Source organism: Streptomyces sp. Tu 2975 (assembly GCF_009832925.1).
Taxonomy (GTDB): Bacteria; Actinomycetota; Actinomycetes; order Streptomycetales; family Streptomycetaceae; genus Streptomyces.
The window spans coordinates 7,025,603-7,047,786 of the sequence record NZ_CP047140.1; the positions used below are offsets into that span (position 1 = coordinate 7,025,603).

Consider the following 22,184-nt stretch of genomic DNA (forward strand, 5'->3'; position numbering starts at 1 on the left):
ACTGCCCGTTGCCTCGCCGCCGAGGGCCCGGTCCCGGCGGCGGGGCTCACGGCCCGGCCGTGCCCCTCAGTGACGAAGCACGGGCGATCACCCGCGGCTCGGGCGCCGTGGCCACCGTCGGGGCGGCGGCGTCGCCGCGCAACCTGCCCAGCAGCAGCTCCACCGCGTCGGCCGCCGCCCGGTCCAGACGCAGGTCGACGGCGGTCAAAGGCGGCTCGCAGGTACGGGCCCGCAGACCGTCGTACCGGGTGACGACCATGACGTCGTCCGGGACGGCGCGCCCACTGTCCCGGATGGCCCGGACCGCGCCCACCGCGAAGGCGTCCACCAGCGCACACACGGCGTCGATGCCGGGGTGCTCGGCGAGCAGGGCCGCGCACTGCTCGTAGCCGGCCTGCTCACCGCCTGCCTCCGGAGCGGTCGCCACTATCGGTGCCCACCCGTGTTCCTTCGCCACCCGCTCGAAGGCGGCGCGCGCGTCGACCGACGAGTGCCGTGAGCCGGAGCCGATGATCAGGGCCGGTTGCCGCGCCCCCTGCTCGCGCAGATGGGCCAGCAACTGCTCGGCGACGAGCCCGCCGCGCAGATCCACGTACGGGGCGTCCTCGTCCGGCGACACCGGCCGGCCGAGCGCCACGTACGGCAACCCGCGCTCCTTCAACTGCGCGGCCGCCGCGTCGTCCACGTCGGGCTCGACGACGATGGCCCCGTCGATGTCGACGGAGTACAGCGCCGACCGGGACTGTACCGGCGGCACGAGCACCAGCGCGTAGTCGTGCAGCAGGGCGCTCTCGGCGGCAGCGGCGGCGACCTCCATGTAGAACCCGAGCCGGGACGGCCCTCCGGCCACCGCGAACGGCATGGACGAGGCGAGCGCGATCGCCTTCGCCTGCCCGCGCCGCAGCCGTTGCGCCCGCAGGTTGGGTCGGTAACCGAGCTCGGCCGCAACCTGCTTGATGCGTTCACGGGTCCGGGGGTCGACCTTGCCGAGCCCGTTGAGGGCGTGCGAGACCGTCGTGCGCGACACCCCGGCGATCCGTGCGACATCGGCGATCGTCGGCGGCCTCGGGCCGGATCCGGAAGTGGGCATCTGCGCGGACGCTCCTCGCGTGCTGAGGACCAGTGACACCCCCATCTTCGCCGAACGGCGAGGTCGCCGTCCCGGGGCCCCCGGTACGGCGACCTCGCCGTTCGGTGGGACCCCTCCGCCAGAGGCTCGATCAGGTGGTGCGGTACCGAACCTCGCTCCCGTAATGCTGGAGGCGGATCCCCGGGCCGGCGCCCTGACCATCACCGGCATCTACACCGCGACGGCCACCGCCAGGGGTGGCCCCGGCACCGTGAATCATTTGGGAGGCGCAATGCTCAAGCGCGCACGCTGCGAATCGTCGAGGAAGCATGGAGAAGCGGGGGCGGCACGCTGCGACTGATCGTCTTCGCGGGAGCGGGCACCTGCGCCGCCCACACCCGCGATGGTGGCGGCCGGCTCGCGGGTCTGCTGGAGCGGTGCTGAGGCGCGATCCAAGAATTTACGGAGTTCGGTGGTCCGAGGATGTCGAGAACGTGCCACCGGCTCCGTCCCAGGGACATCAGCGGACACCACCGGCCGCACGAAGAAGAAGGAGAAATCAGCATGGCGATTCAGCGGATGGACAACGTCGGCATCGTCGTCGAGGACATGGATGCCGCCATCGCGTTCTTCGTGGAACTCGGTATGGAGCTGGAGGGCAGGGCGGAGGTCGAGGGCCCCGTCGCCGACCAGTGCACCGGACTCGAGGGCGTCCACTGTGACATCGCGATGGTCCGGACCCCGGACGGTCACAGCCGGCTCGAGCTGGCGAAGTACCGCAGCCCCGCGGTGATCAGCGCCGGGGCGCGCAACCGGCCGCACAACATTCTGGGCACGCACCGCGTCATGTTCGCCGTCGACGACCTCGAGGGCACCGTTGCCCGCCTACGCCCTCACGGCGCCGAACTCGTCGGCGAGATCGCCCGGTTCGAGGACAGCTATCTGCTCTGCTACGTCCGCGGCCCGGAGGGCATCATCGTCGGACTGGCCGAGCAACTGCGCTGAGAAGGTGACGTGACCCGCTTGGCCTTACCCGTTCGGCCGGCACCTCCCTCAGAACGGTTGCCACAGCAGCTCTGAGGACAGGCGCAGCAGGCAGCGGCGCAGCGGTGTGTACTCGAGCGGCCGCGGCACTGTAAGAGCGGCTCAGGTGCGGTCGAAGTCGCGCTGAGTCTGCAGCGGGCCGGGCGAAGGCGTGCGGAGTGAATCGGTCGTCGAACTTCTCGGTCCTGGCGGCCCTGGGACATGTCCCGCGGTGAGGAAGGAGTCGTGCACCCGGCGTACCTTGCAGTTCGGGCGCGTCCGCAAGGACGGGTCCCCGTCGTGCCCGGTGGATGATCCAGCCGGGCTTTCCCCCGGTCGCCGCCAACGGACGCTCGGCGAGGGAACCGCATGGTGAGCGTTGACAGTCACCTGCGCCTTCCTGGTCCCGCCGACTCCTTTGAGTCACGTGTCAAATGCGAAACGTAATCGCCTTGGCGTAAACCCCCCTTGAGCCGGGCGGGCAGTGGCAAAAGACTGCTTGTGTGCCGAAGCGGACATCCGACGAGAGGTCCGCCCGCACGCCCGTCACGTATGCCATCGCCAGGAGACCATCGCATGCCCGACGTCGGCCAAGACACCGCGCACCCGATCACGTTGACCAACGGCACCGCCACCAAGACCCGCGAAGTGACACCCGCCGATCTCGAACCGGTCCAGGCACTGCATCGCCGCTGCTCGCCAGGCAGCCGAGCCCTGCGCTACCACGCCGGCAAACCCCAGCTCTCGCCCGCCGGATGGCGCCTGCTGTCCGACTCTGCGCGCGGCACCACGTTGGTGACCACCCCGGCCCAGCGCATGGACCACATCATCGCCATGACCAACGTGATGCGCACCGACCGGCAAGGGGTGGGCGAGCTCGCCGTTCTGGTTGAGGACGCCTGGCAGTGCAAGGGGCTGGGCACCGCCCTGGCCGCACACGCCGCCGACGTGGCCCGCCGGGCGGGCCACCACACCTTGACCGCGGCGGTCGCTGCGCAGAACGTGCCGATGCTCCACGTCCTGGCGAGTTTGGACGCATCGCCCCGAGTGCCGTCGGACCCGTCCTCGACATCCACGTCCCGCTGTAGGGCCGAGGAGATCGCCGCGAATCCCCCGCGGGAGCGGGCACGGACACACGACGCGCGCACAGCCGACGGACGTCGCTCTGCGTGGACGGGAACAGGCCCGCTAGACCGGCTGGCACCGGCACATCACCTGAGCGGGACCGGCCGGACCTGCCCGGCACACGGCCGCTTCTGGCAGTGACCGCCCGCCGGGCCGCTCTGCCGGGCCGCTGGCGCGGCAAACGCTGAGCCATGTGCGGCAGGCCCGGTCCACGGGACGACGACCGACAACGGGGCGGTGATCTGCCGGCACCGCCAGCCCGCCGATCCGAGGGCCCGGAACCGGAAAACCCCCGGATTCGAGTGAACCTCCCGCGAGGTTTCCCCCTCTGATGACTCGACAGTGCCGACGGGTCAACGACCTTGCGAGGCAGGCCCTTCGGCGTCCGTAGTCAGAAGTGGAGACCAACCCCCATGAGTGTTTCCCCGAGCCGCCACCGCCTTCGCCGGATAACCTCCGCCGGGCTGGTGGCGGGCGCGGCGCTGGCCCTTGTCGGATCGGCCGGCACCACGGCCACGGCGCAGACCGCACCCGGCGAGGAGCGGACGAGGCCCGGCGTCAGGATCATCGGTGGGGTGGAGCAGTCCAATGGCGCCCACCCCTGGATGGCGGCCCTGCTGAGCAAGGGCTCCAAGAGCCCTGCCGATCGCCAGTTCTGCGGCGGCAGCCTGGTCAGCGACACCGTTGTGCTGACGGCCGCGCACTGTGTGACGGGCACCAAGCCGAAGCAACTCGAGGTCACGGTCGGCCGGACCGTGCTGTCCGACAAGCGCCAGGGGCAGCTGCGCAACGTGCGGAGCATCGTCTCGCACCCCCGCTACGTCAAGGGGGACGAGGCGTACGACCTGGCGCTGCTGGAGCTGGCCAAGCCGGTCACCGGCACCGCCGCCGTGAAGATGCCGACTGCCGGCACCGATGCCCTGCTTCGCCCCGGCGCGGAGGCGACGGTCATCGGCTGGGGCAACACCGACACCGAGGTGCCCAGCTTCCCCGACCGGCTGCGCGGCGTGAAGGTGCCGCTGCTCTCGCACGCCGAGTGCACGGCGACGTACCCGGGCTACAACAAGGCCGTCAACGTCTGCGCGGGCGTCGAGGGCAAGGACTCCTGCCAGGGCGACAGCGGCGGACCGCTGTTTCGCAAGGTCGCGGGCCGTACGTACCAGATCGGCATCGTGTCGTACGGCGAGGGCTGCGGTGAGCAGGGTGCGCCCGGTGTCTACACCTCCACCAGCTCGAAGAAGCTCTGGGACACCCTCGCCGAGTCCCCCGAGGGCAAGCGGATGAAGCAACTGCTGCGGCGCTGACGCAGCCAGGCGGTGCCGGACCGCCCCGGGTGCCTCGGTCGGGCCGCGTTTTGCACAAGGAATCACCGGGGCGGCCGTAGTCGCACATGATGGGCGGAATCCGGGCCTTCTGATGTCCCCTGCCGGATAGGGGATCGGGCGGGCACTGGATTCCCTCCACCGATCGCGGCGTGCGTGGGGAGGTCGGCAGGCGGCTCGGGGCCCGGCCTTCGAGTGCCTCCTCATCGGGGGCCGGGGTCTCCTCGTTCTGCTCGTGCCTTCGATCCCGAACGGCTCACCACCCCAAGGAGCTTCGGCGAATCCGGTATCGGCATGTGATCCATGCGGCAGCGCTGGCTGGGCGAGTGGGGTCGGGTCAGGTTCCGGCGCGTAGGCGTTCCAGCCCGTCGAGCAGTGCTTGGAGGCCGAACTCGAATGTCCTGTCCGGAGAGGCGGCGTAGTCGGCCGCTGCTGGGGTGTCCAAGCGGGCGCGTAGGCGCGGGTATCGTTCGGCGATCTCCCGGGCCTTGGCCATGGCGTCTTTGAACTGCTCTTCGGCGGTGGTGCCCTTCTCGTCGAGTTTCCGGGTCAGGGAGGCGGTCGCGGCGGCGCCGGCCGCGTTGCCGAGGACGTAGGTGAAGACAGCGGCGGCGGCCTGGTCGGCGTGGGCGCCGGTGAAGCCGGCGGCCTCGTAGAGGGCGAGGCTGTGGTCGTCGTGGCGGGCCTTGCCCTCGCCGTAGACGACGTGCGCGGCAAAGACCTGCACCAGCCAGGGGTGCCGGGTGAACATCCGGTACAGGTCGGCGGCCATGGCCGTAGCCGCGGTGCGCCAGTCGGCCATATCCGGCTCGGGCAGCGCGAGTTCACCCCACACCTGGTCGGTGGCGAGGAGGACGAGGTTGTCCTTGTTCTGTACGTGCCAGTACACGGCTGTGGCGGCGGAGTCGAGCCGTTTGCCCAAGGCTCGCATGTTCAGGCCTTCCAGGCCTTCGGCGTCCAGGAGCTCGACAGCGGTGCGGACGATCTGGTCTCGGGTGAGGGTGTCACGCGGCATGGCCTCAGGATAGGCGCCGACTTGCACAATGTTCAAGAAAAGCCTTGCACGGTGTTCAAGTCGCGGTCTATCGTCACTCCGTCGAGCAGTTGAACTAAGTGCAAGTCGAAGGGAATCCTCATGAACACCCTTGCCGCCGTCATGCAGTTGTCGGTCGCTGCCGCGTTCCTCAGCATCCCGCTGGTCCGCCACCGCTTCGGCCCCGCCGCCAAGGCCGCCGCAGTCACCGAGCTCCGCCGTCAGAACGTTCGCCCGGAGGTGCTGGAGGAGAACAGGCTCCGGTTCGACGCCGGCGGCCACGAGACCGCTGCCCCGGCGGCCGTCGCCGCGGTGATGACCGTCATCGCCGCCCTGAACTTCGCCGGCGCCGGGCAGGCCCAACTGCTGACCTGGATCTTCTCCTCACTGGTGGTGCTGATGAACGCCGCAATCGTCTACAGCAACGTCACCGCGGTGCAGTCCGTGGAGGCCGCATTCCGCCGCAAGGGCGACCCGGAGCTGGCCCGTGTCGAGGTCGCACCCTTCCTCCGGGCAGCCGAGGACGCCTTTCCCCGCTGGGTGCGCGCTCAGGCATACCTCCGCAACGCGGTGGTCTTCGCCGGCTCCTTCGTCGCCCTGGCCGCCGTGTCCCTCGTCTGACAACGCACAATCGGCGCGGCGGCAACAGCCCTTCGGTATCCGTCCGACCGGTCCCGCGCCTGCCGCTCACTCGACTGCACGGGCCAGCGGGCCAGCGGGTCGGCGACGGCGCGGACGGTTTCGCCCGCGCGGTGTCTGGAACGGCCCGGCAGGCGTCTGTTCCTCCGGACGGGGACGCGTACGGCCGTTGAGGCGTGGGCTGTGGCGGAGGGCATGGTGGGGGCAAAGCATGGGGTGGGATGCCCCTCGTGAAGGTGGAGTGATTCGCCGCCGGGCTGGGGTACTCAGTCGCGCACACCCACTTCGAGGAGCCTTTCGCATGGCCTTCAATCCGCTCGAGCAGCGGGGTATCCCGCTGGACCGGCAGTTGCGCAGTTGGCGTGAGCTGGACGTGCCGCCTATCGACCCGGACCGCTGTGACCCGTACACCCGTTGCCGGATCATCACGATGAACGGCATCGAGGTGGAGGCGATCATGTTCAGCCACCAGCTCGCCCGGCACTGCCCCGATGCGGAGATCAAGCGGCAGCTGGCGCGGGTGCGGTACATCGAGGCGCAGCAGCAGAAGGTGGTGAACTGGTTGCTGCCCGGGGTGTCGTCGGTGCTGGAGACGACGATCGCCTATGAGCAGGTGGCGGTGGACCTTACGGCGTGGATCGCGAGGATGGAGCCGGACCCGTATCTGAAGCAGGCGTACCAGTTCGGTGTGCTGGAGGACTTCGACCATCTGTACCGGTACGCGAACCTGTACGAGATGATCGAGCACCGCAAGGCGGAGTCGATCGTGGACGGGCTGACCGAGGTCATGCCGGGCCGGCCGACGAAGTACCACCACCGGAACCCGGTGGACAACGTGCGTGATCCTTACGACAGGAACGCCACCGATCCGCTGTCGAAGCTGCACGCATTGACCGTTCTGTCGGCGGAGCAGCAGACGATGAACTTCTACATGAACACGGGCCCCACCTACATGGAGCCGATCGCCCGCCAGCTGTATCAGGAGATCGGCCTGATCGAGGAGGAGCACGTCACCCACTACGAGTCCCTCGTGGACCCGGGGGAGACATGGTGGGAGCAGCTCGTCAACCACGAGTACAACGAGTGCTATCTGTACCACTCCTTCATGGAGCAGGAGAGCGACGCCAAGGTCAAGGCGATCTGGGAGCTGCACCTGAACATGGAGCTCGAGCACCTGCACACCGCCTGTGACCTGATGCGCCGCCACGACGGACGCGACCCCGCGGAGATCCTGGCCCCGGAGCTGCCGAACGTGCTCACCTTCGAGCCGAACAAGGCGTATCTGCGGGAACTGCTGGACACGCAGATGGACCTGACGACTCTGGGCGCCGGCTATGTGCGCGAGGCGCACGAGCGGTTCGAACAGATGCAGGAGCAGATCCACGGCGGCGAGGAGCCGCCGAGTGAGCGGGTCATGGCCGAGCATGACGCCATGTTCGGCCGCGAGTACCGCGTGCAGTCCGAAGGCGAGCACCCCGACCCCGCGATGCGCGAGAAGTGAGGGAACGGTCCATGTCCGAACGCCAGACCCCTCAGGCCGGTGACGACCACGGCCAGGACACTGATGTCGTGGCGCTGCTGATGCGACAGCACGGCGACATCCGCAATCTCTTCGACGAGGTCGAGGCCACGACAGGTCAGGAACGCCGCGACGCATTCCACCGTCTGGTGCGTCTGCTCGCCGTGCACGAGACGGCGGAGGAGGAGGTCGTCCATCCCTTCGCCCGCAGGAGCATCCCGGGCGGTGAGCAGGTCGTCGAGGACCGCCTTGCCGAGGAGAAGGCGGCCAAGGAGATCCTGGTCCAGCTCGACGACGTCGACACCGACGACCCGCAGTTCATGCCTCGTCTCGTGCAGCTGCGGACGGACGTCCAGCAGCACGCGCGGGCCGAGGAACGCTACGAGTTCGCCCACATCCGCCGCAGCACCGACGCCAAGCAGCTCGCCGCGATGGCCAAGGCCGTCAAAGCAGCCGAGGCCATGGCCCCCACCCGTCCGCACCCGGGGGTGGAGTCGGGCGCCGCCAACGTGGCGCTGGGACCGGTCGCCGCGCTCATGGACCGTACGAAGGACGCCGTCCGCGGGGCCATGGGCAAAGACTGAAGAGCGCCTGGGACCCGGGTCACGCGCCCGGGCCTCTGACTCGAGCGCACTACAGGAGAAGGGAGTCGCAGTGATCGACGAAGCGGTCGTCCAAGAGCTGTTGGATGCTTCCGAGGACGACGCCGCTCTGGTGCTGGTGGAGGGGACGGCGCAGGTGGTCGACCGGGCCGCGCTCGACAGCGACGCCTTTCACGGCGCAGCAGTGCTTGTGTCGCGAGCGGAGCTCGTGGACCGGCTGGGCACGCCGTCACCCGCCCGGGAGGACGTGGCGCGGGTGGCAGCGTCGTTGCGCGACGCAGTCGGCAAGCTCGGTGCCTGAGCACTTGGAGAGGGGCTGGAGCGACTTGAACTCCTGCACCAGGTGGACAACGCCGCGTCCTGCCGCGTCGCACGGAAATGCCGGTACGAACTGACCACACTCCTGCCCGCGCACCGCCTGCGTTCCCTCTCGAAGGCCACCTCCACACATGGGCGCGCGGTTTCCCGGCCACAGAAAGTCGACGGCGACTCCCACACCACACTCCGACACCGCGTCGGAGTTCTCGGCCCTTCCGTCAAGTGAACGTCCGCGGGCAGAGCACGGCCCCCGGACCCCTACGGGCTCTGCCGGTCGCCCTCACCCCGGCACCGACGTCCGCTCCCTTGGCAGCGCCGACAGCGCCAGGCCAAGGGCGAGGACGAGCCCGGCCGGGACGGCCAGTACCACTGCCGGACGGACCGACCTGTCCAGCAGCCATGCGCCGAACAGGGCGCCGGACAACATGGCGAGGACCGAAGAGAAACGACGCAACTCCGCCCCGGCGCCGGAGCCGACCCGGCTGTCGGCCGCCAGCGGATGGAGCACGACGAGCAGTCCGGTCAGGGCCGTGGTCACCACCGTCGTGGAGACGCCCGGCACCTTCACCCGCAAGGCCGTCACGTTACGCACACCCATCGCGCAGGCAACCATGGCGATCACCGCGAGGTGACGCCCGTCCACGGGGCCGCCGGGGCGCTCGATGCCGATGCGCCAGATCACGAATGCCGACGCGCCGAGCAGGAGGCCCTCCCCGACCAGGGCGGCGGTGAACCAGCGCCGACCCCGGCCGTCGATCGCCGACTCCGCCCGTGAGCCGCCGACCGCCCCCACTGCGAAGCCCGCCAGGGAAGCCGCCGTCGCGGTGATCGAGATGCCGGCCGTCCCGGCGACAGCGAACCCGAGCAGCAGCAGACTGCCGGTCTGAACGGCCGCGAAGACCGGACCGAGTGCGAGGAACGAGACCGCCTCGATCATCCCCGTCGTCACCGTGAGCAGAACCATGATGAATGTCAGCGCCCGCCCCGACCTGGGTTTCATACCGGGACGTTACGGTCGCCGGACCGCCCCGGCCTCACGGCACGGGGCCCGCCTCACCCTCGCGGGCGAACGCTTTCGCGGGACACTCCTCGAATGGCATGGCCCAGCCGCCCCCGTGACGGGGGACCACGCCGACTGAGCCACCGGGGCCGGCCCTCGAGCGGATGCTCGCCACTCTGTCCCGGGGGTGGTGCCGTGGCGAACGCCAAGCGAGGCGCGCTTGCCGCCGTCGGTGCACGGTCGGCAGGTCGCCTCGGCGACGGGGACGCCTACCGGCCGTCGGCGATCTTCTCCGCGATGCGCCCGAGCGCCGCGAGTTCCCCGGGGTCGAGCCGGTCGACGAAGTGCCGTCGCACGGACGCGACATGGGTCGGGGCGGCTTCCCGGAGCGTGTCCCATCCCGTCTCGGTGAGGACCAGGAAGCAGCCCCTTCCGTCGGCGGGGTCCGGTGCCCGCCGGATGAGTCCGCGCGCCTCCATACGGGTGGCGTGGCGGGACAGACGGCTTCGTGACCACCCCATCTTGGCGGCCTGCTCGCGCAGCGTGCTGGTGCCGTCGGTGCGCTCGGACAAGGTGCTGAGCACCTCGTAGTCGGGGTCGGACAACCCGTGCGCGGCCAGGTCCTGCGCGGTGCGGGCCTGCACCGCGGTCACCATGCGGAGGTACGCCCGCCAGACGCGCTCCTCGTCGGTCGCGAGCCAGCGGACCGGAGGGTCCGTCTCATTCGTTGACATGTAATCAATCTACCGGCTACTTTCGTTTCCATGACAACGAAACGCCTTCGCGTCGTCGTACTGGTCTGCAGCACTCGCCCCGGCGCGCTCGGCCCCGCCGTCGGCGAGTGGCTGACCGAGACGCTCGCGGCGAGCGCCGACATGTTCGACGCGGACCTCGTGCCCCTGGCCATCGGCGATCTGGGCCTGCCCTTCCTGGACGAGGAGGAGCACCCGTCGACCGGCGTCCACGATCACGAACACGCCCGCCGCTGGAGCCGGATCGTCGACGGGGCGGACGGCTTCGTCTTCGTGACGCCGGAGTACAACTACGGAATGCCGGCGACCCTGAAGAACGCACTCGACTACCTGGGCCCGGAATGGGCCTGGAAGCCGGTCGGCTTCGTCAGCTACGGCCACACCTCGGCCGGCACCCGCGCGGTCCAGCACGCCAAGCAGGTGGTGACCACCCTGCGCCTTGTCCCCCTGGGTGCGACCGTCGCCATACGGATCGCGGAGGCGATGCACGACGACCGTTTCGCCCCCGCGGCGCGCCATGCTGACGCGGCCGAAGGTCTGCTGTCGGAACTGGTACGGGTCTCACGGGCGCTGGCCCCGCTGCGTGAGCACGGACGCGCGGACTCCGTGGCGGGCCCGCTCCCCGGCTCGTACGCGCGGCGTCTCGGCCCGGACGACGCCCCCGAGGTGACGGTGTTGCAGCGCTGCTGCTGGATGGAGGAGGCGCTCGCCAACGACACCCTGGCGATCCCGGCGCTCCGCGAGTCGCCGGACGAGGTGCGCACCTGGCTGGCCGACTGGCATACGACGGGACTGTGGCGGGACGGGCGGCTGCTCGGGATGGTCCGCACGCGTCGCGACGGCGCCGACCTGCACGTCGGGCGGCTCGCCGTCGCCCCCGACCTGTGGGGACTCGGCGTGGGCCGGTGGCTGCTGCGCCGGGCCGAGTCGGCCGGGGAGGGATGCCGGCGTATCGTCCTGTCCACCGGTGCCGCCAGCCATCGCAACCTCACCCTGTACCAGGGGCAGGGGTACGCTCCGCTTCCCGATGCGCCGGACGAAGGCGTGGTGGGCCTGGTCAAAGCCGTCGTCGCCTGAGCGCGGGCGCCGTCGGCTCCGGCAGGCCTGCGGCCGGAGCGGGCATCCCGCCGACGCAGCCCCGCGCCGGTACTGCGCACGCGCCGCCGTCCGCCCCCATGTCAGCGGCAAGACGGTCCACTGCGACTCCTGAATGCAGCTCGCGGCTCAGGCGCGTGGGCCGGCGCCGTGCAGCAGGGTGTCGATGATGCGGGTGGCGAGGGTGTCCGGGTCGGCGCCGTCAGCGTTGCCGTGCAGGGATTCCCCGATGAGGGCGTAGTAGACCCGGCGGACCCAGTCGAGGTCGGCCGCTTCGTCGATGAGCTTGTCCTCCTGGGCCCGCTTCAGCACGGCGATGCAGCTGCGGGTGATGTCCTGATGGAGGACGGCGGCCTCGCCGGCCGGGTCGGCCGGCAGCTCCAGGGCGAACGCCCAGGCGCTCTTGACCTGGAGCACGTTGGCCGTGATCCGGTGCATCGCCACCAGCGGCGGCGCGGTGTCCGGCCTGCCGTCGTCCACCGCGCGGGCGAGCTGGCGGGCGGCGGATGATGCCAACGCCTCGATCAGCGCCTGCCGGTTGGCGAACCGCCGGTGGATCGTCGTGCGGGCCACTCCCGCGGCTGCTGCGATCTGCTCCATGGAAGCGCCGGGATCTTCGGCGAGCACCCGCTCGGCCGCTTCCAGGATCGCGCGCACGCTGCGTTCCGCGTCCGCCCGTAGCGATCGTCCCGCTGTCTCACCCATCACGCCCCCTGTTGGCCCACTTGTCCGGGAACACCATACATCCGTGACGCGATCTCGGTTCTAAACGCATCATATCTGTTGCGGTTAATGAGAGTACTGATACATGCTCATGCCAGTTGCCCTCGACTGAAGGAGGAAGTCGTGCACAGCACCGCCCTTATCACCGGAGCGTCGTCCGGCCTCGGCGCGGAGTTCGCCGCGCAGCTCGCCGCCCAGGGGCACGATGTGGTCCTGGTGGCGCGATCCGGCGACCGGCTTGCCGCCCTTGCCGAGCGCCTGATCGCCGAACACGGCGTCCGCGCGCATGTGCTGGTCCAGGACCTCGCCGAGCCGGACGCGGCCCGCCGCGTCGCCGACCGGCTGGCCGCCCGTGGTCTGAGCGTCGACCTGCTCGTCAACAACGCCGGCTTCGGGACCTGCGGCCGCTTCGAGGAAATACCCGTGGCCCGCGACCACGACCAGCTGATGGTCAATGTCGTCGCACTCGTCGACCTCACCCATGAGCTCCTGCCCGGCATGCTGGAGCGCGGCCGCGGCTCGGTCGTCAACGTCGCGTCCAACGCCGCCTTCCAGCCGTCCCCGTACTTCGCCGTCTACGGTGCGGCCAAGGCCTTCGTGCTGAACTTCGGCCTCGCCCTGCGTCAGGAGTACCGCCGGCGGGGCATCCGCGTGCTCACCTTGTGCCCCGGCCCGGTCGAGACCGCCTTCTTCGACACCATCGGCACCCGCCGGGCGGCTGTCACCGGCTCCATGACCACCCCGGAGCCCGTCGTACGCGCCGCGCTGCGCGCGCTGGAGCGCGACCGCGGCTATGTCGCCCCCGGATTCGGCAACGCCCTGACCGCACACCTGACACCCCGCCGCCCCCGGACCCTGGTCGCGGCCATCGCCGAACGCGTCACCCGCAAGGTCCTTGCCACCTCGGCCGCCCCCTCGACGATGCCGGAGCACGCCGCATGAGAGCCTCCATCGCCCCCCTCGGCGCCGCCTCGGCGACCCGTGACACAGGCGACGTCCCTCCTGCTCGAACGCCTGCACGCGGCCGACCTGACCGATGTCGTCGCGGTCGAGCCGGCCACCGGAGGCCTCGCCGCGACCGCGGGGCTCGCGCGCCGGGTTGACGGCACGTCGGTGTTCGTCAAGGCGTTCGGCGAGCCACCGTCGGACGACGCCTTCGCCGCGGAGGCCGAAGGGCTCACCGTGCTGCGCGAGGCGGGCGGCATCGCCACGCCCGAGATCATCCTCGTGGACCGCGACCTGCTCGTGCTGTCCGTGCTGCAGCCGCGCCCGGGCACCGAGGCCGTCTGGGAGCAGCTCGCGCATGCCCTCGCCCACCTGCACACCACCACGCGGTACCCCCGATTCGGGTGGCACCGGGACAACTGGCTGGGCCGTCGTCGACAGGTCAACACCTGGGACGAAGACGGGTTCGAGTTCTTCGCCCAGCACCGTCTGCTGCGCTGGCTCGGCGAGCGTCGTGTCCACGAGGCGCTGGACGCCGCGGACAGGGCGGCGCTGGAGCGGCTGTGCGACCGGCTGCTCGAACTGCTGCCGGTCAGACCCGCGTGCCTGACGCACGGCGACCTGTGGGCGCTGAACGTCATGGCCACCCCCGGCGGGCGGCCCGCGCTGATCGACCCGGCCGTGTCGTACACGTGGGCCGAGGTCGACCTGGCCCACCTCTGGACGACAGCGCCGCCGCCCGAGGCGCATGTGTTCTTCGGGCTGTACGCCGAGCTGACCGGGCTCGACCGCGACTGGCGCGAACGGATGCCGATCCTCCAGCTACGCCAACACCTGGCCGTGATCGCCCAGTTCGCCCCCGACTGGGGCGCCGCCGACCTCGTGCGCGCCACGCTCGCCCCGTTCCGACAGCGGCCCTGAGCTCAGCTCAGAAGATCACGGCCTTTAACTGCGTGATCCAGAACGAGGTTCTGGCGCACATTCCGTGAGAGCGGTGGTCCGGAGCCCTCTTGATCGTGCGCCATGGGGCGTGGCTGTCCCCGGTGACCGGCAGCTGACGTACCTGTGAATCAGCTGGCTGCGTTCCGGCCGGCGGCCGGACGACACGGAGAACCTGCGGCGAAGACTTTCCGTACCGTAGGCGTACTCGCAAGTCACCCGTTCACGATCGCCGGACCCTGCCTCGGGATGTCCGGGGCGGGCCGCAGGTCGGAACCGTCCGCGGAGCCGACCAGAGAGGCACGTTGCTCTTCTGGACGGACGCGACCAAGGACCGATCCCGGCCATGACGGACTGCCCTTGCGGAGGTGTCCTCGCTCCGGTTCATCCCCCGGGGACGGGTTGGAGCGAGCGCAGTTCGCCGGCACGCAGCTTTGTGAAGGAGAGGCGGTCGGTGTCCGCGACGATCGCGGACACACGGAGCCGAAGTGCGGCTCCGCAAGAACGTGGACGGCCCCGACACACAGCCGGGGGCGGTGTGTCGGGGCCGTGTGGCGCAGGGGCCTTCCGGTGTTCGACGTCGGGCTGGGAATTCTGGGATCACGACGTCGGGAAGAGGCTCAAGGAGAGACGCCGGCGCGGTCACCGTCGTTCTTGCGGTCAGGTGGGCAGCGGCACTCTTCCTTTCCGTCCCCGTGGTGACAGCGGCACTTGTCCTTGTCCGCTTCCGTCCCCACCGCTACACCGTTGGGGCTGAGGCCGACGGGGACGGTGGCGACGACCGTGTTGTCGTCCGTGTCGATCACCGAAACCGTGTTGTCGTCACCGTTGGCCACGTAGGCGCGGTTTCCGTCCGGGGTCACCGCCACAGCGATGGGGGCGTCGCCGGCGAGGACGGTGGCGACGACGGTGTTGTCGTCGGTGTCGATCACGGACACCGTGTCGTCGGCGAGGTTGGTGACGTGGACGCGGTCCCCGTCCGGGGTCACCGCCACACCGACGGGGGCGTCACCTACGGGGATGGTGGCGACGACGGTGTTGTCGTCGGTGTCGATCACGGACACCGTGTCCTCGTTCTGGTTGGCCACGTAGACGCGGTCACCGTCCGGAGCCACCGCTACACCGTTGGGCCTGTCGCCGACCGGGATGGTGGCGACGACGGTGTTGTCGTCGGTGTCGATCACCGACACCGTGTCCTCCTCGCCGTTGGCGACATAGACGCGGTCACCGTCGGGGCTCACTGCCACGCCGGAGGGGCCGGTGCCGACGGGGACGGTGGCGACGACGGTGTTGTCGTCGGCGTCGATCACCGACACCGTGTTGGCGCTGAAGTTGGCCACGTAGACGCGGTCACCGTCGGGGGTCACCGCCACGCCGGTGGGGCCGGTGCCGACGGGGACGGTGGCGATGACGGTGTTGTCGTCGGCGTCGATCACCGACACCGTGTCCGCGCCGAAGTTGGTGATGTAGACGAAGGAGCAGGATGGGGCCACCGCCACATCGAAGGGGGCGTCGCCGACGGGGACGGTGGCGATGACGGTGTTGTCGTCGGTGCCGATCACCGACACCGTGTCGTCGCTGAAGTTGGGGACATAGGCGGCGTCGCACTCGCCTGACCGGCTGCCGGGATCGGCAGCGGCAGGTGCGGCCGCTGCGACGGGCAGGGTCAGACCGGCCAAGACCACGACAGCCCCGGCCAGCAGCGCCTGTGTCCGCGCCCGCCACGACGCCGTTCGTCGGCGCTCTCGCGCACCATCCTCCCCGGGGCCACACGCACCCCGCCGGCGCTCGTCCACGTCAACACCCGTCATGAAGACCTCCTCCAGCCGACAACACGCCGGCCCGGCCTGTCCGGGCAGCGCGGGAACCAGACGGCACAGACATGACAGCTGGAACCTCGATGACGTTAAGCACAGCGACAGGTACAGAGCATGTTCAAAGCTGCCGAATGCCAGCAGGTTGAGCCACCCCGGTGACCGCACAACAGACACCAGCCGGTGAGGCGCCATCCTCCGCGCCCGCGTCTCCTCCAGGGGCGGCCATGTCCCACGCGAGTTGCCGCCGCCCGATCGCTTGGAGTGCCGCGTCATTGCTGTGGCCGATCTCCCGGAATCGTGGGGCGGGCCGCAACGGGCGGAGGCGGGGCGGAAAACTCGAGGCTGTCCAGGTGGGCGGACACGCGCAGGTCCAGGAGGGCTGCGATACCTGGGCAGGTCGAAGCGGCCCTCCCCTCCGGCATGGTCGGTTGTGCCGATCGAAGGCAGGTGCCGCGATCGGCGTCGGATCTGCCGCTACCGCGCGCCGCTGGTACCGGCGAAGCCGGACGGCCGGCTGCCGGGCCTTGCGCGGTCAGTCTCGTCCTGTACGAGCAGGGAGAGCAGGGAGGCCACGGTCAGGCCCGCTTCCGCCGGGTGACGTAGCACCTTGTCCGGCTCGATCCGGTAGGTGTTGCTGCGCCCGTCGCGGGTGTGAGAGAGGTAACCGTCCTGCTCGAGGTCGGAGATGATCCGCTGGACGGCGCGCTCGGTGAGCCGGCAGTGGGCGGCGATGTCGCGGATCCGGACGTTCGGGTTGTCGGCAATGGCCGCCAGCACGCGCGCGTGGTTCGTGACGAACGTCCATCCGGTGTGAGATTCAGGCACTTCAACCATGCACAGCATTCTACGGACCGGCTTTGCCGGACACCGAATACATGACATACTTTTCGCGCAATGAATGACGGGATCAGTGTGGGAGTCACAGGAGGGGTCCGAGGGTGTCTCTGAATGAAGCGGTCACAGGGCGCGCGGGCGAATACGCCGACGGGAGTCGGCTGCAGGTCCTGGACCAGGCCACGGTCGTGCAGTACGAATGGTGCGGCGCCTGGGTCGTCGGCGCACGAGGCGACTTCGACATGCACTCGATCACGCCCCTGGCGGACGCCTTGGACACGGCGGCCAAGGAGCACCCGAGGATGGTTCTGGACGCCTCCGGCATCACCTTCGCGGACTCGACGCTGCTGAATCTGTTGATCCGCACCCATCAGGCGGCCGACCTACGCGTGGCTGCGCCGACGCAACAACTGCGGCGTCTTCTGCGAATCACCGGAGTCGACACCGTCCTGAAGGTACGGGCGACGGTGGAAGAGGCCGCTGCCTGCTAGGACCTCGATGCAGGCATTCAAAGTTGTGCTTGACGCTGCCCGGTCGTGAACCGTGGCCGTCAGATTCCAGGGGACAGTCACTTCCTCGCGATCGGTCGACCGTGCCGCGGGCGGGGCTTGTGAGGGGAGAGGTTTCACCATGATCCTTCCGGCGGAGAAGGAACTGCGTGCGGTGCTGGCCCGGTTCGCTCAGGCGCGCATCGAACACGATGTGTGGCCCACCGGCCGCACCAGCAGGGTGCTTGAGGACACCACGTACACGCTGTGCGTCATGACCGGCGCCCGCACTGCGGAGGAGGCTTTGCTCAAGGCAGACACATTGCTGGCGCAGTACGCCGGTCGTACAAGTGTCTCCCCAAACGACGAGACACTGGCCGCGTAGGCCTACGCCGGACATCTGTGGCCGGCTCTCGCGGGGGATGATGCCGCGCTCTCCGGAATGGCCCCGTGTTCTCGGGCTCGTCGCAGAGTTCCCCCTCCGGGTCCGCCCCAACGGCCCTGTCCTCAGCCGCCGTCAAGTGGATCTCGCGGGGCCGTGCCGGCGTGTCGACTGTGGCAGGAGTCATGGAGTCGTTCCTGGGGTGGTGCTGCCGTCGGGAGCGTGCCGGCGGTGCACGCGTGCGAGGACGAGCACCGTGTCGTCATCGGGAGGGTCGGGCCGCAGACGGGACAGGATGGTGTCCGCCGCTTCCTCCAGATCGGCCGGTGCCCGTCGCAGTTCGTTGCGAGCCGCGGTCATGCCGTCCTCGATGTCCTGGCCGCGGGCTTCGATGAGGCCGTCGGTGTAGAGGGCGAGAACGGCACCGTCGGGCAGGTCGATGTCGGTCGTCCCGAAAGGAAGACCGCCGACCCCGAGAGGGATTCCCAGCACATCGCTGATCGTCCTGACCGTGCCGTCCGGATGGCGCACGAGCGGCGGCGGGTGGCCGGCGTTGGAGATGCGGGCGTGGCCGGTCGCCGGGTCGTAGAGGATGTAGAGGCAGGTCGCCAGTTCGATGCCCGCCTCCTGGGCGCAGGCGTCCAGTTCGCCGAGGAGAGTGTCCGGTTCCTGGTTGCTCCTGGCGAGTGCCTTGGCGGTGATGCGCAGCCGGCCCATGGCCGCGGCGGCGGGCACTCCGTGTCCCATGACGTCGCCGACGACGAGTGCGACGCGGTCGTCCGGCAGGTTGATCACGTCGTACCAGTCGCCGCCGACCTCGGTGATGTGGCTGCCCGGTACGTAGCGGTGGGCGACTTCGACGTAGGGGCTGGCCGCGAGGGCGGTGGGCAGCAGCGCGCGTTGGAGGGTGAGTGCGATGTGCTGGACCCGGCTGTAGAGCCGTGCGTTGTCGAGACACAGGGCGGCACGGGAGGCGAGCTCCCCGGCGAGAGTGAGGTCCTGCTCCGTGAAGGGCGGGCGGGCGGCGGAGCGGCCGAACATGATGACGCCTTGGACCGTGCCCCGGGCGACGAGGGGGGCGAGGAGGATGCGCTCCAGACCACTGTCGATCAGGAGTTGGGCCCGGTCCTGGTGCATCACTGTGCTGGTGACGAAGTCGGCATTCACCGCGACGGAGACGGGCCTGCCCGTGTCCAGCATCCGGTGGATGCTGGAGCCCGGCGGGTAGGTCACCGTCTCGAGACCGCTCACGAGATCGGTGGCGGGCGGCGGCAGGACCGTTCCTGAGGCGATTCTGTGGGTGACCAGCGGCAGGTTCGGGTGGAACACCTCGGGCTCGTCCATCCACTGCACGACTTCGACGACGCAGGCGTCGGCGAAGTCCGGTACCGCGGCCTCGACGACTTCTCGGGCGGTCACCTCCACGTCCAGGGTGGTGCCGATGCCGGCCGTGGCGCGGTCGAGCAGCGCCAGCCTCTGCCGGGTCGCCGTCGCCTCGACGATGGCCTGTTCGCGGTCGGTCACGTCCACCAGCAGCCCGCCCACTCCGGGCCGCGTGTCGCCTGCCTGACTCAACGGAAACAGACTTACCGACCGCACCTGGTCGCGGTCCGGACGGCCCGCGGTGCGCAGACCGACCAGGGCGCCCACGACGGGCGGGCCGCCGGCGGCGACTTCGCGGAGCATCCGCAGATACTCCCCTCCGTCGCTGGTGAGCATGACCTCGTCCATGCGCCGGCCGAGGTGCTCCTGGATAGGAAGACCGTCCATCTCGGCGAGCGCATGATTGAGGTGGACGTACCGAAGATCCTCGTCGAGCATGACCAGGCCGATGGGGCAGGTCTCGAAGAGGGCGTCGAGGAAGGCCAGGTTGGTCTTCACGCGGTCGAGCTCATCGCCGCGGCTCGCCAGGACCATGACGACGGAACCCGGTCCGGTGCCGGTCACGGGGAAGGCCCGGAAGCCGCACGGGAAGACCGTGCCGTCCCGGTGCCGAGCCGGATGCCGGACCCGCCAGTACCCGAGTGTCCTGCCACGCTCACCCAGCCGCGTGGACGCGGGCGGTTCCCCGTGGGGCGGCTCGGGGAAAAGCATGCCGGCGGGCCGGGACAGCGCGGAGGCGGAGTCGTGTCCGAAGAGGTCCTTCGCGCCGGGGCCCCAGTAGCAGATCCGGTCGTGCTCATCCATGCCGAAGACGGCGACCGGGATGTGCTCCAGCAGTGTCCCGTGCTCGGACCGGACCGGCGTGGGGCCCTGTTCGTCCTCCGACCGGTCTGACGGCACGTGACTGTCCCCTTTCTCGTGCACGGCGCCGACCCTTGGCGCGCCCGCGGGAGGCGGGGCGAGGGCAGGACGTCCTGTTTGTCCATTGTGCAGAGGGAGAAGCCCGCCCGTACGCCGAGGACGCCGCCTCGGCGTGGGGCACGGTGTCGTGGGGTCGCTCTTGCCGTGCCGTGCGGTGCTCTTCGCGGGGCGACCCACTCAGCGCCGGGACTCGGCCCGGGTCGCGCCGATACCGGCGGTGACGACCAATGCGGTGCCGGCCACCTGCAGGATCGCGGGTGTCTGCGCGATGAGGACCATGCCGGCCAGCAGGCTGACGGCGGGTTCCAGACCGGCGAGCGTGCCGTACGTGGTCTTGCCGATGCGCTGGAGCGCCTTCATCTCCAACAGGAACGGCACCAGCGGCATGAGCACGGCGATACCCGCCGCAGCGGCGGCCGTCTGCAGGGTGAGGTCCGCCAGGGCGTCCGGTGCGCCGAACGGTGCGGCGACGACCGCGGCTACCGCCAGGGACACGGCCAGCGCGTGCGGGGCGGAGAAGCGGCTTCCGACGTGCGCGGTGCCGATGACGTAGAACGCCCAGCAGGCCGCCGAGCCCAGGCCGAAGAGGACACCGGGCAGACTTGTGGATCCGGTCCACGGCGAGGTCAGGAGGACCACGCCGGCTGCGGCGAGCCCCAACCAGACCAGGTCCTTGCGCCGGCGGGACGCGACGACCGCGACGGCGAGCGGCCCCAGGAATTCCAGCGCGGTGGCGGTGCCCAGCGGAAGACGCGCGGCCGCTTCTGAGAAGAACAGCATCATCCCGGCACTGACCACGCCCAGCAAGCCGGTGACCAGAAGATCGCCGCGAGGGGTGGCTCGCAGCGTCCGCCACAGGCCCCTGCCGGTGAACACGATGAGGAGGAGCGCGGCGAAGGTCAGCCGTAGCCAGGTCGTCCCGGCAGGGCCGAGGGAGTGGAACAGCTCCGTCGCCAGGGCGCTGCCGGTGTGCAGAACGACCATGGCGACGAGGACGAGGGCCGGCCCCGGCAGACGGCGCGGGGCCGGCGTGGAGCCGGTTTCCGGCGGGGCGGAGACGGTGGCGGTCGGGGCGGTTGTGGCGGATGCGTCGGTGGCGGTCACCGGCCCATTGGAGCGGGGACGTTATGTTTCTGTCCACGGGCTGAAAGTGGATCGACCGGCCACTGTTGGTGGACGATGGTGTGCATGACTGGGGACTACGGCACAGAGAACCTGCCCGACCTGGGGCGGCTGCGTCTGCTGGTGGAGCTGCACCGGCTCGGCACCATGGCGGCGGTGGCCGCGAGTACCGGTTACGGGACATCGGCCGTGTCCAAACATCTGGCCGTCCTGGAACAGGAAGTCGGTGTGCGGCTGCTGACCCCGGACGGCCGCCGGGTGCAGTTGACACCCGCAGGCGAGCGTCTGGTCGACCACGCGGTGGGCATCCTCGCAGCGGTGGAGGAAGCCCAGGCGGAACTGCGTGGAACAACGGAGCCGGTCGGGCGCGTGCGATTGGCGAGCTTCTACACGGCGGTCGAGCCGGTGGTGCTGCCCGCGCTGGCGCGCCTGAGGCAGCGGTATCCACGGGTCACCGTGGAGGTGCACGAACACGAGCCGGAGCACACGGCGGCCCTGCTGCGCTCAGGGGGCATCGATCTGGGTGTGGTGTACGACTACAGCCTGGTGCCGCGGGCGGTGCCGCCCGAGCTGAGCGCCCGCCCGTTCGAGGAGCAGCCGCTCTACCTCGCCGTCCCCGCCGGCCTCCAGGCCGCCGGCCGGCCCGTCGCCGTGTCCGAACTCGCCGAGTTCGCAGAAACGGGCTGGATCGCCAACTCGCGCGGCACCGATGACGACGAACTGGTGCACCGGGTGTGCGCGATCGCCGGTTTCGTTCCCCGGATCGCCCACCGCGTGGACAGCCTGCACCTGGTCAACAGCTTGGTGGGAGCGGGGCTAGGGGTGGCACTGCTGGCCCGGTCGGGAATCGAACGGCATCGGACGGACGTCGCGTTCCGGCCGTTGGACCCGCTGGCCGGCATGCGTCGCAGTTCCCTGCTGGCGCGTGCCGGTCAGTGGTCATGGCCGCCCATAGCGGCCCTGGCCGAGGCCATCACCGACGGCTACGGCCGGCCTTGACGGCCGGGTGGCCGCCGAACCGGACATGTTCCAGGCCGCTCGTCGAAGGCTGGGGGACCGGTTGTCGGCGCCGTCTCCGGTGCGGAGGGGGCGGCGCCGATCAGGGTGTCAGTGGACGCCTCGGCAGGGACGAG

The 22,184-nt window shown here is 70.1% G+C and carries 22 protein-coding genes and 1 pseudogene; 14 read left to right on the forward strand and 9 right to left on the reverse strand.

Features of this window, described 5'->3' with window-relative positions:
• Positions 1-46: 46 nt before the first annotated feature.
• Complete coding sequence (locus GLX30_RS31560) at positions 47-1,090, reverse strand: LacI family DNA-binding transcriptional regulator (protein ID WP_159694347.1); 1,044 nt, start codon at positions 1,088-1,090, stop codon at positions 47-49.
• 543 nt (positions 1,091-1,633) lie between these two features.
• Between GLX30_RS31560 and GLX30_RS31565 the strand changes: the two genes are divergently transcribed.
• The 3 genes from GLX30_RS31565 to GLX30_RS31575 all read left to right on the forward strand — a co-directional run bounded on the left by GLX30_RS31565 (position 1,634) and on the right by GLX30_RS31575 (position 4,521).
• Entirely contained in the window at positions 1,634-2,074 is a 441-nt protein-coding gene (locus tag GLX30_RS31565) for a VOC family protein (RefSeq protein ID WP_159694348.1), read from the forward strand.
• A gap of 594 nt (positions 2,075-2,668) precedes the next feature.
• On the forward strand, positions 2,669-3,358 hold the full coding sequence (locus GLX30_RS31570) for a GNAT family N-acetyltransferase (RefSeq protein WP_244258341.1): 690 nt from the start codon (positions 2,669-2,671) through the stop codon (positions 3,356-3,358).
• 272 nt (positions 3,359-3,630) lie between these two features.
• Positions 3,631-4,521: a serine protease gene (locus GLX30_RS31575; RefSeq protein ID WP_159694349.1), complete on the forward strand. Its 891-nt coding sequence runs from the start codon at positions 3,631-3,633 to the stop codon at positions 4,519-4,521.
• 355 nt (positions 4,522-4,876) lie between these two features.
• On the opposite strand, the gene GLX30_RS31580 is transcribed toward GLX30_RS31575, so the two are convergent.
• Complete coding sequence (locus tag GLX30_RS31580) at positions 4,877-5,554, reverse strand: TetR/AcrR family transcriptional regulator C-terminal domain-containing protein (protein ID WP_159694350.1); 678 nt, start codon at positions 5,552-5,554, stop codon at positions 4,877-4,879.
• A gap of 120 nt (positions 5,555-5,674) precedes the next feature.
• On the opposite strand from GLX30_RS31580, the gene GLX30_RS31585 reads away from it, so the two are divergent.
• The 5 genes and pseudogenes from GLX30_RS31585 to GLX30_RS35605 all read left to right on the forward strand — a co-directional run.
• A complete protein-coding gene (locus GLX30_RS31585) occupies positions 5,675-6,193 on the forward strand; it encodes a hypothetical protein (protein ID WP_159694351.1) in 519 nt (172 codons plus the stop codon).
• Between the two features lie 319 nt (positions 6,194-6,512).
• On the forward strand, positions 6,513-7,712 hold the full coding sequence (locus GLX30_RS31590) for a hypothetical protein (protein ID WP_159694352.1): 1,200 nt from the start codon (positions 6,513-6,515) through the stop codon (positions 7,710-7,712).
• Between the two features lie 11 nt (positions 7,713-7,723).
• Positions 7,724-8,314 (forward strand): hemerythrin domain-containing protein, encoded by a 591-nt coding sequence (locus GLX30_RS31595; RefSeq protein ID WP_159694353.1) that lies wholly within the window; start codon positions 7,724-7,726, stop codon positions 8,312-8,314.
• Positions 8,315-8,384: 70 nt separating this feature from the next.
• Positions 8,385-8,633 carry a hypothetical protein gene (locus tag GLX30_RS31600; RefSeq protein WP_159694354.1) on the forward strand — a complete coding sequence of 83 codons (249 nt, stop codon included), beginning with the start codon at positions 8,385-8,387 and terminating at the stop codon, positions 8,631-8,633.
• A gap of 9 nt (positions 8,634-8,642) precedes the next feature.
• A pseudogene (locus tag GLX30_RS35605) lies at positions 8,643-8,779 on the forward strand (GNAT family N-acetyltransferase); the annotation flags it as partial.
• A 151-nt stretch (positions 8,780-8,930) separates the two neighbouring features.
• Here GLX30_RS35605 and GLX30_RS31605 read toward each other — a convergent pair.
• Entirely contained in the window at positions 8,931-9,650 is a 720-nt protein-coding gene (locus GLX30_RS31605) for a YoaK family protein (protein ID WP_244258342.1), read from the reverse strand.
• Between the two features lie 269 nt (positions 9,651-9,919).
• Positions 9,920-10,384: a MarR family winged helix-turn-helix transcriptional regulator gene (locus tag GLX30_RS31610; protein WP_159694355.1), complete on the reverse strand. Its 465-nt coding sequence runs from the start codon at positions 10,382-10,384 to the stop codon at positions 9,920-9,922.
• Positions 10,385-10,414: 30 nt separating this feature from the next.
• Here GLX30_RS31610 and GLX30_RS31615 point away from each other — a divergent pair, with 30 nt between their 5' ends.
• Positions 10,415-11,479, forward strand: a complete 1,065-nt coding sequence (locus GLX30_RS31615) for a bifunctional NAD(P)H-dependent oxidoreductase/GNAT family N-acetyltransferase (protein ID WP_159694356.1) — start codon at positions 10,415-10,417, stop codon at positions 11,477-11,479.
• 147 nt (positions 11,480-11,626) lie between these two features.
• Here GLX30_RS31615 and GLX30_RS31620 read toward each other — a convergent pair whose 3' ends face one another.
• Positions 11,627-12,205, reverse strand: coding sequence for a TetR/AcrR family transcriptional regulator (locus tag GLX30_RS31620; RefSeq protein ID WP_159694357.1), 579 nt, complete (start codon positions 12,203-12,205; stop codon positions 11,627-11,629).
• Between the two features lie 138 nt (positions 12,206-12,343).
• Between GLX30_RS31620 and GLX30_RS31625 the strand changes: the two genes are divergently transcribed.
• Together GLX30_RS31625 and GLX30_RS31630 are read left to right on the forward strand one after the other, a co-directional pair.
• The gene (locus GLX30_RS31625; RefSeq protein WP_159694358.1) at positions 12,344-13,162 is read left to right on the forward strand and encodes an SDR family oxidoreductase; all 819 of its coding nucleotides are present in this window, start codon (positions 12,344-12,346) and stop codon (positions 13,160-13,162) included.
• Positions 13,163-13,201: 39 nt separating this feature from the next.
• Complete coding sequence (locus tag GLX30_RS31630; RefSeq protein WP_159694359.1) at positions 13,202-14,086, forward strand: fructosamine kinase family protein; 885 nt, start codon at positions 13,202-13,204, stop codon at positions 14,084-14,086.
• A 638-nt stretch (positions 14,087-14,724) separates the two neighbouring features.
• Here the strand turns inward: GLX30_RS31630 and GLX30_RS31635 are convergent.
• Entirely contained in the window at positions 14,725-15,783 is a 1,059-nt protein-coding gene (locus GLX30_RS31635) for a beta-propeller fold lactonase family protein (RefSeq protein WP_244258343.1), read from the reverse strand.
• A 612-nt stretch (positions 15,784-16,395) separates the two neighbouring features.
• Positions 16,396-16,755, reverse strand: coding sequence for a helix-turn-helix domain-containing protein (locus GLX30_RS31640; protein ID WP_167306885.1), 360 nt, complete (start codon positions 16,753-16,755; stop codon positions 16,396-16,398).
• 161 nt (positions 16,756-16,916) lie between these two features.
• On the opposite strand from GLX30_RS31640, the gene GLX30_RS31645 reads away from it, so the two are divergent.
• Positions 16,917-17,246, forward strand: a complete 330-nt coding sequence (locus GLX30_RS31645) for an STAS domain-containing protein (RefSeq protein WP_244258526.1) — start codon at positions 16,917-16,919, stop codon at positions 17,244-17,246.
• A gap of 139 nt (positions 17,247-17,385) precedes the next feature.
• Complete coding sequence (locus GLX30_RS31650; RefSeq protein ID WP_159694362.1) at positions 17,386-17,628, forward strand: DUF5133 domain-containing protein; 243 nt, start codon at positions 17,386-17,388, stop codon at positions 17,626-17,628.
• A gap of 180 nt (positions 17,629-17,808) precedes the next feature.
• Here the strand turns inward: GLX30_RS31650 and GLX30_RS31655 are convergent, their stop codons facing one another.
• Both GLX30_RS31655 and GLX30_RS31660 read right to left on the reverse strand, forming a co-directional pair.
• Positions 17,809-19,908 carry a SpoIIE family protein phosphatase gene (locus GLX30_RS31655; protein ID WP_159694363.1) on the reverse strand — a complete coding sequence of 700 codons (2,100 nt, stop codon included), beginning with the start codon at positions 19,906-19,908 and terminating at the stop codon, positions 17,809-17,811.
• Between the two features lie 198 nt (positions 19,909-20,106).
• On the reverse strand, positions 20,107-21,033 hold the full coding sequence (locus GLX30_RS31660; protein ID WP_244258344.1) for an EamA family transporter: 927 nt from the start codon (positions 21,031-21,033) through the stop codon (positions 20,107-20,109).
• A gap of 84 nt (positions 21,034-21,117) precedes the next feature.
• Between GLX30_RS31660 and GLX30_RS31665 the strand changes: the two genes are divergently transcribed.
• Positions 21,118-22,050, forward strand: a complete 933-nt coding sequence (locus GLX30_RS31665; protein WP_159694364.1) for a LysR substrate-binding domain-containing protein — start codon at positions 21,118-21,120, stop codon at positions 22,048-22,050.
• The last annotated feature ends 134 nt before the right edge of the window (positions 22,051-22,184 follow it).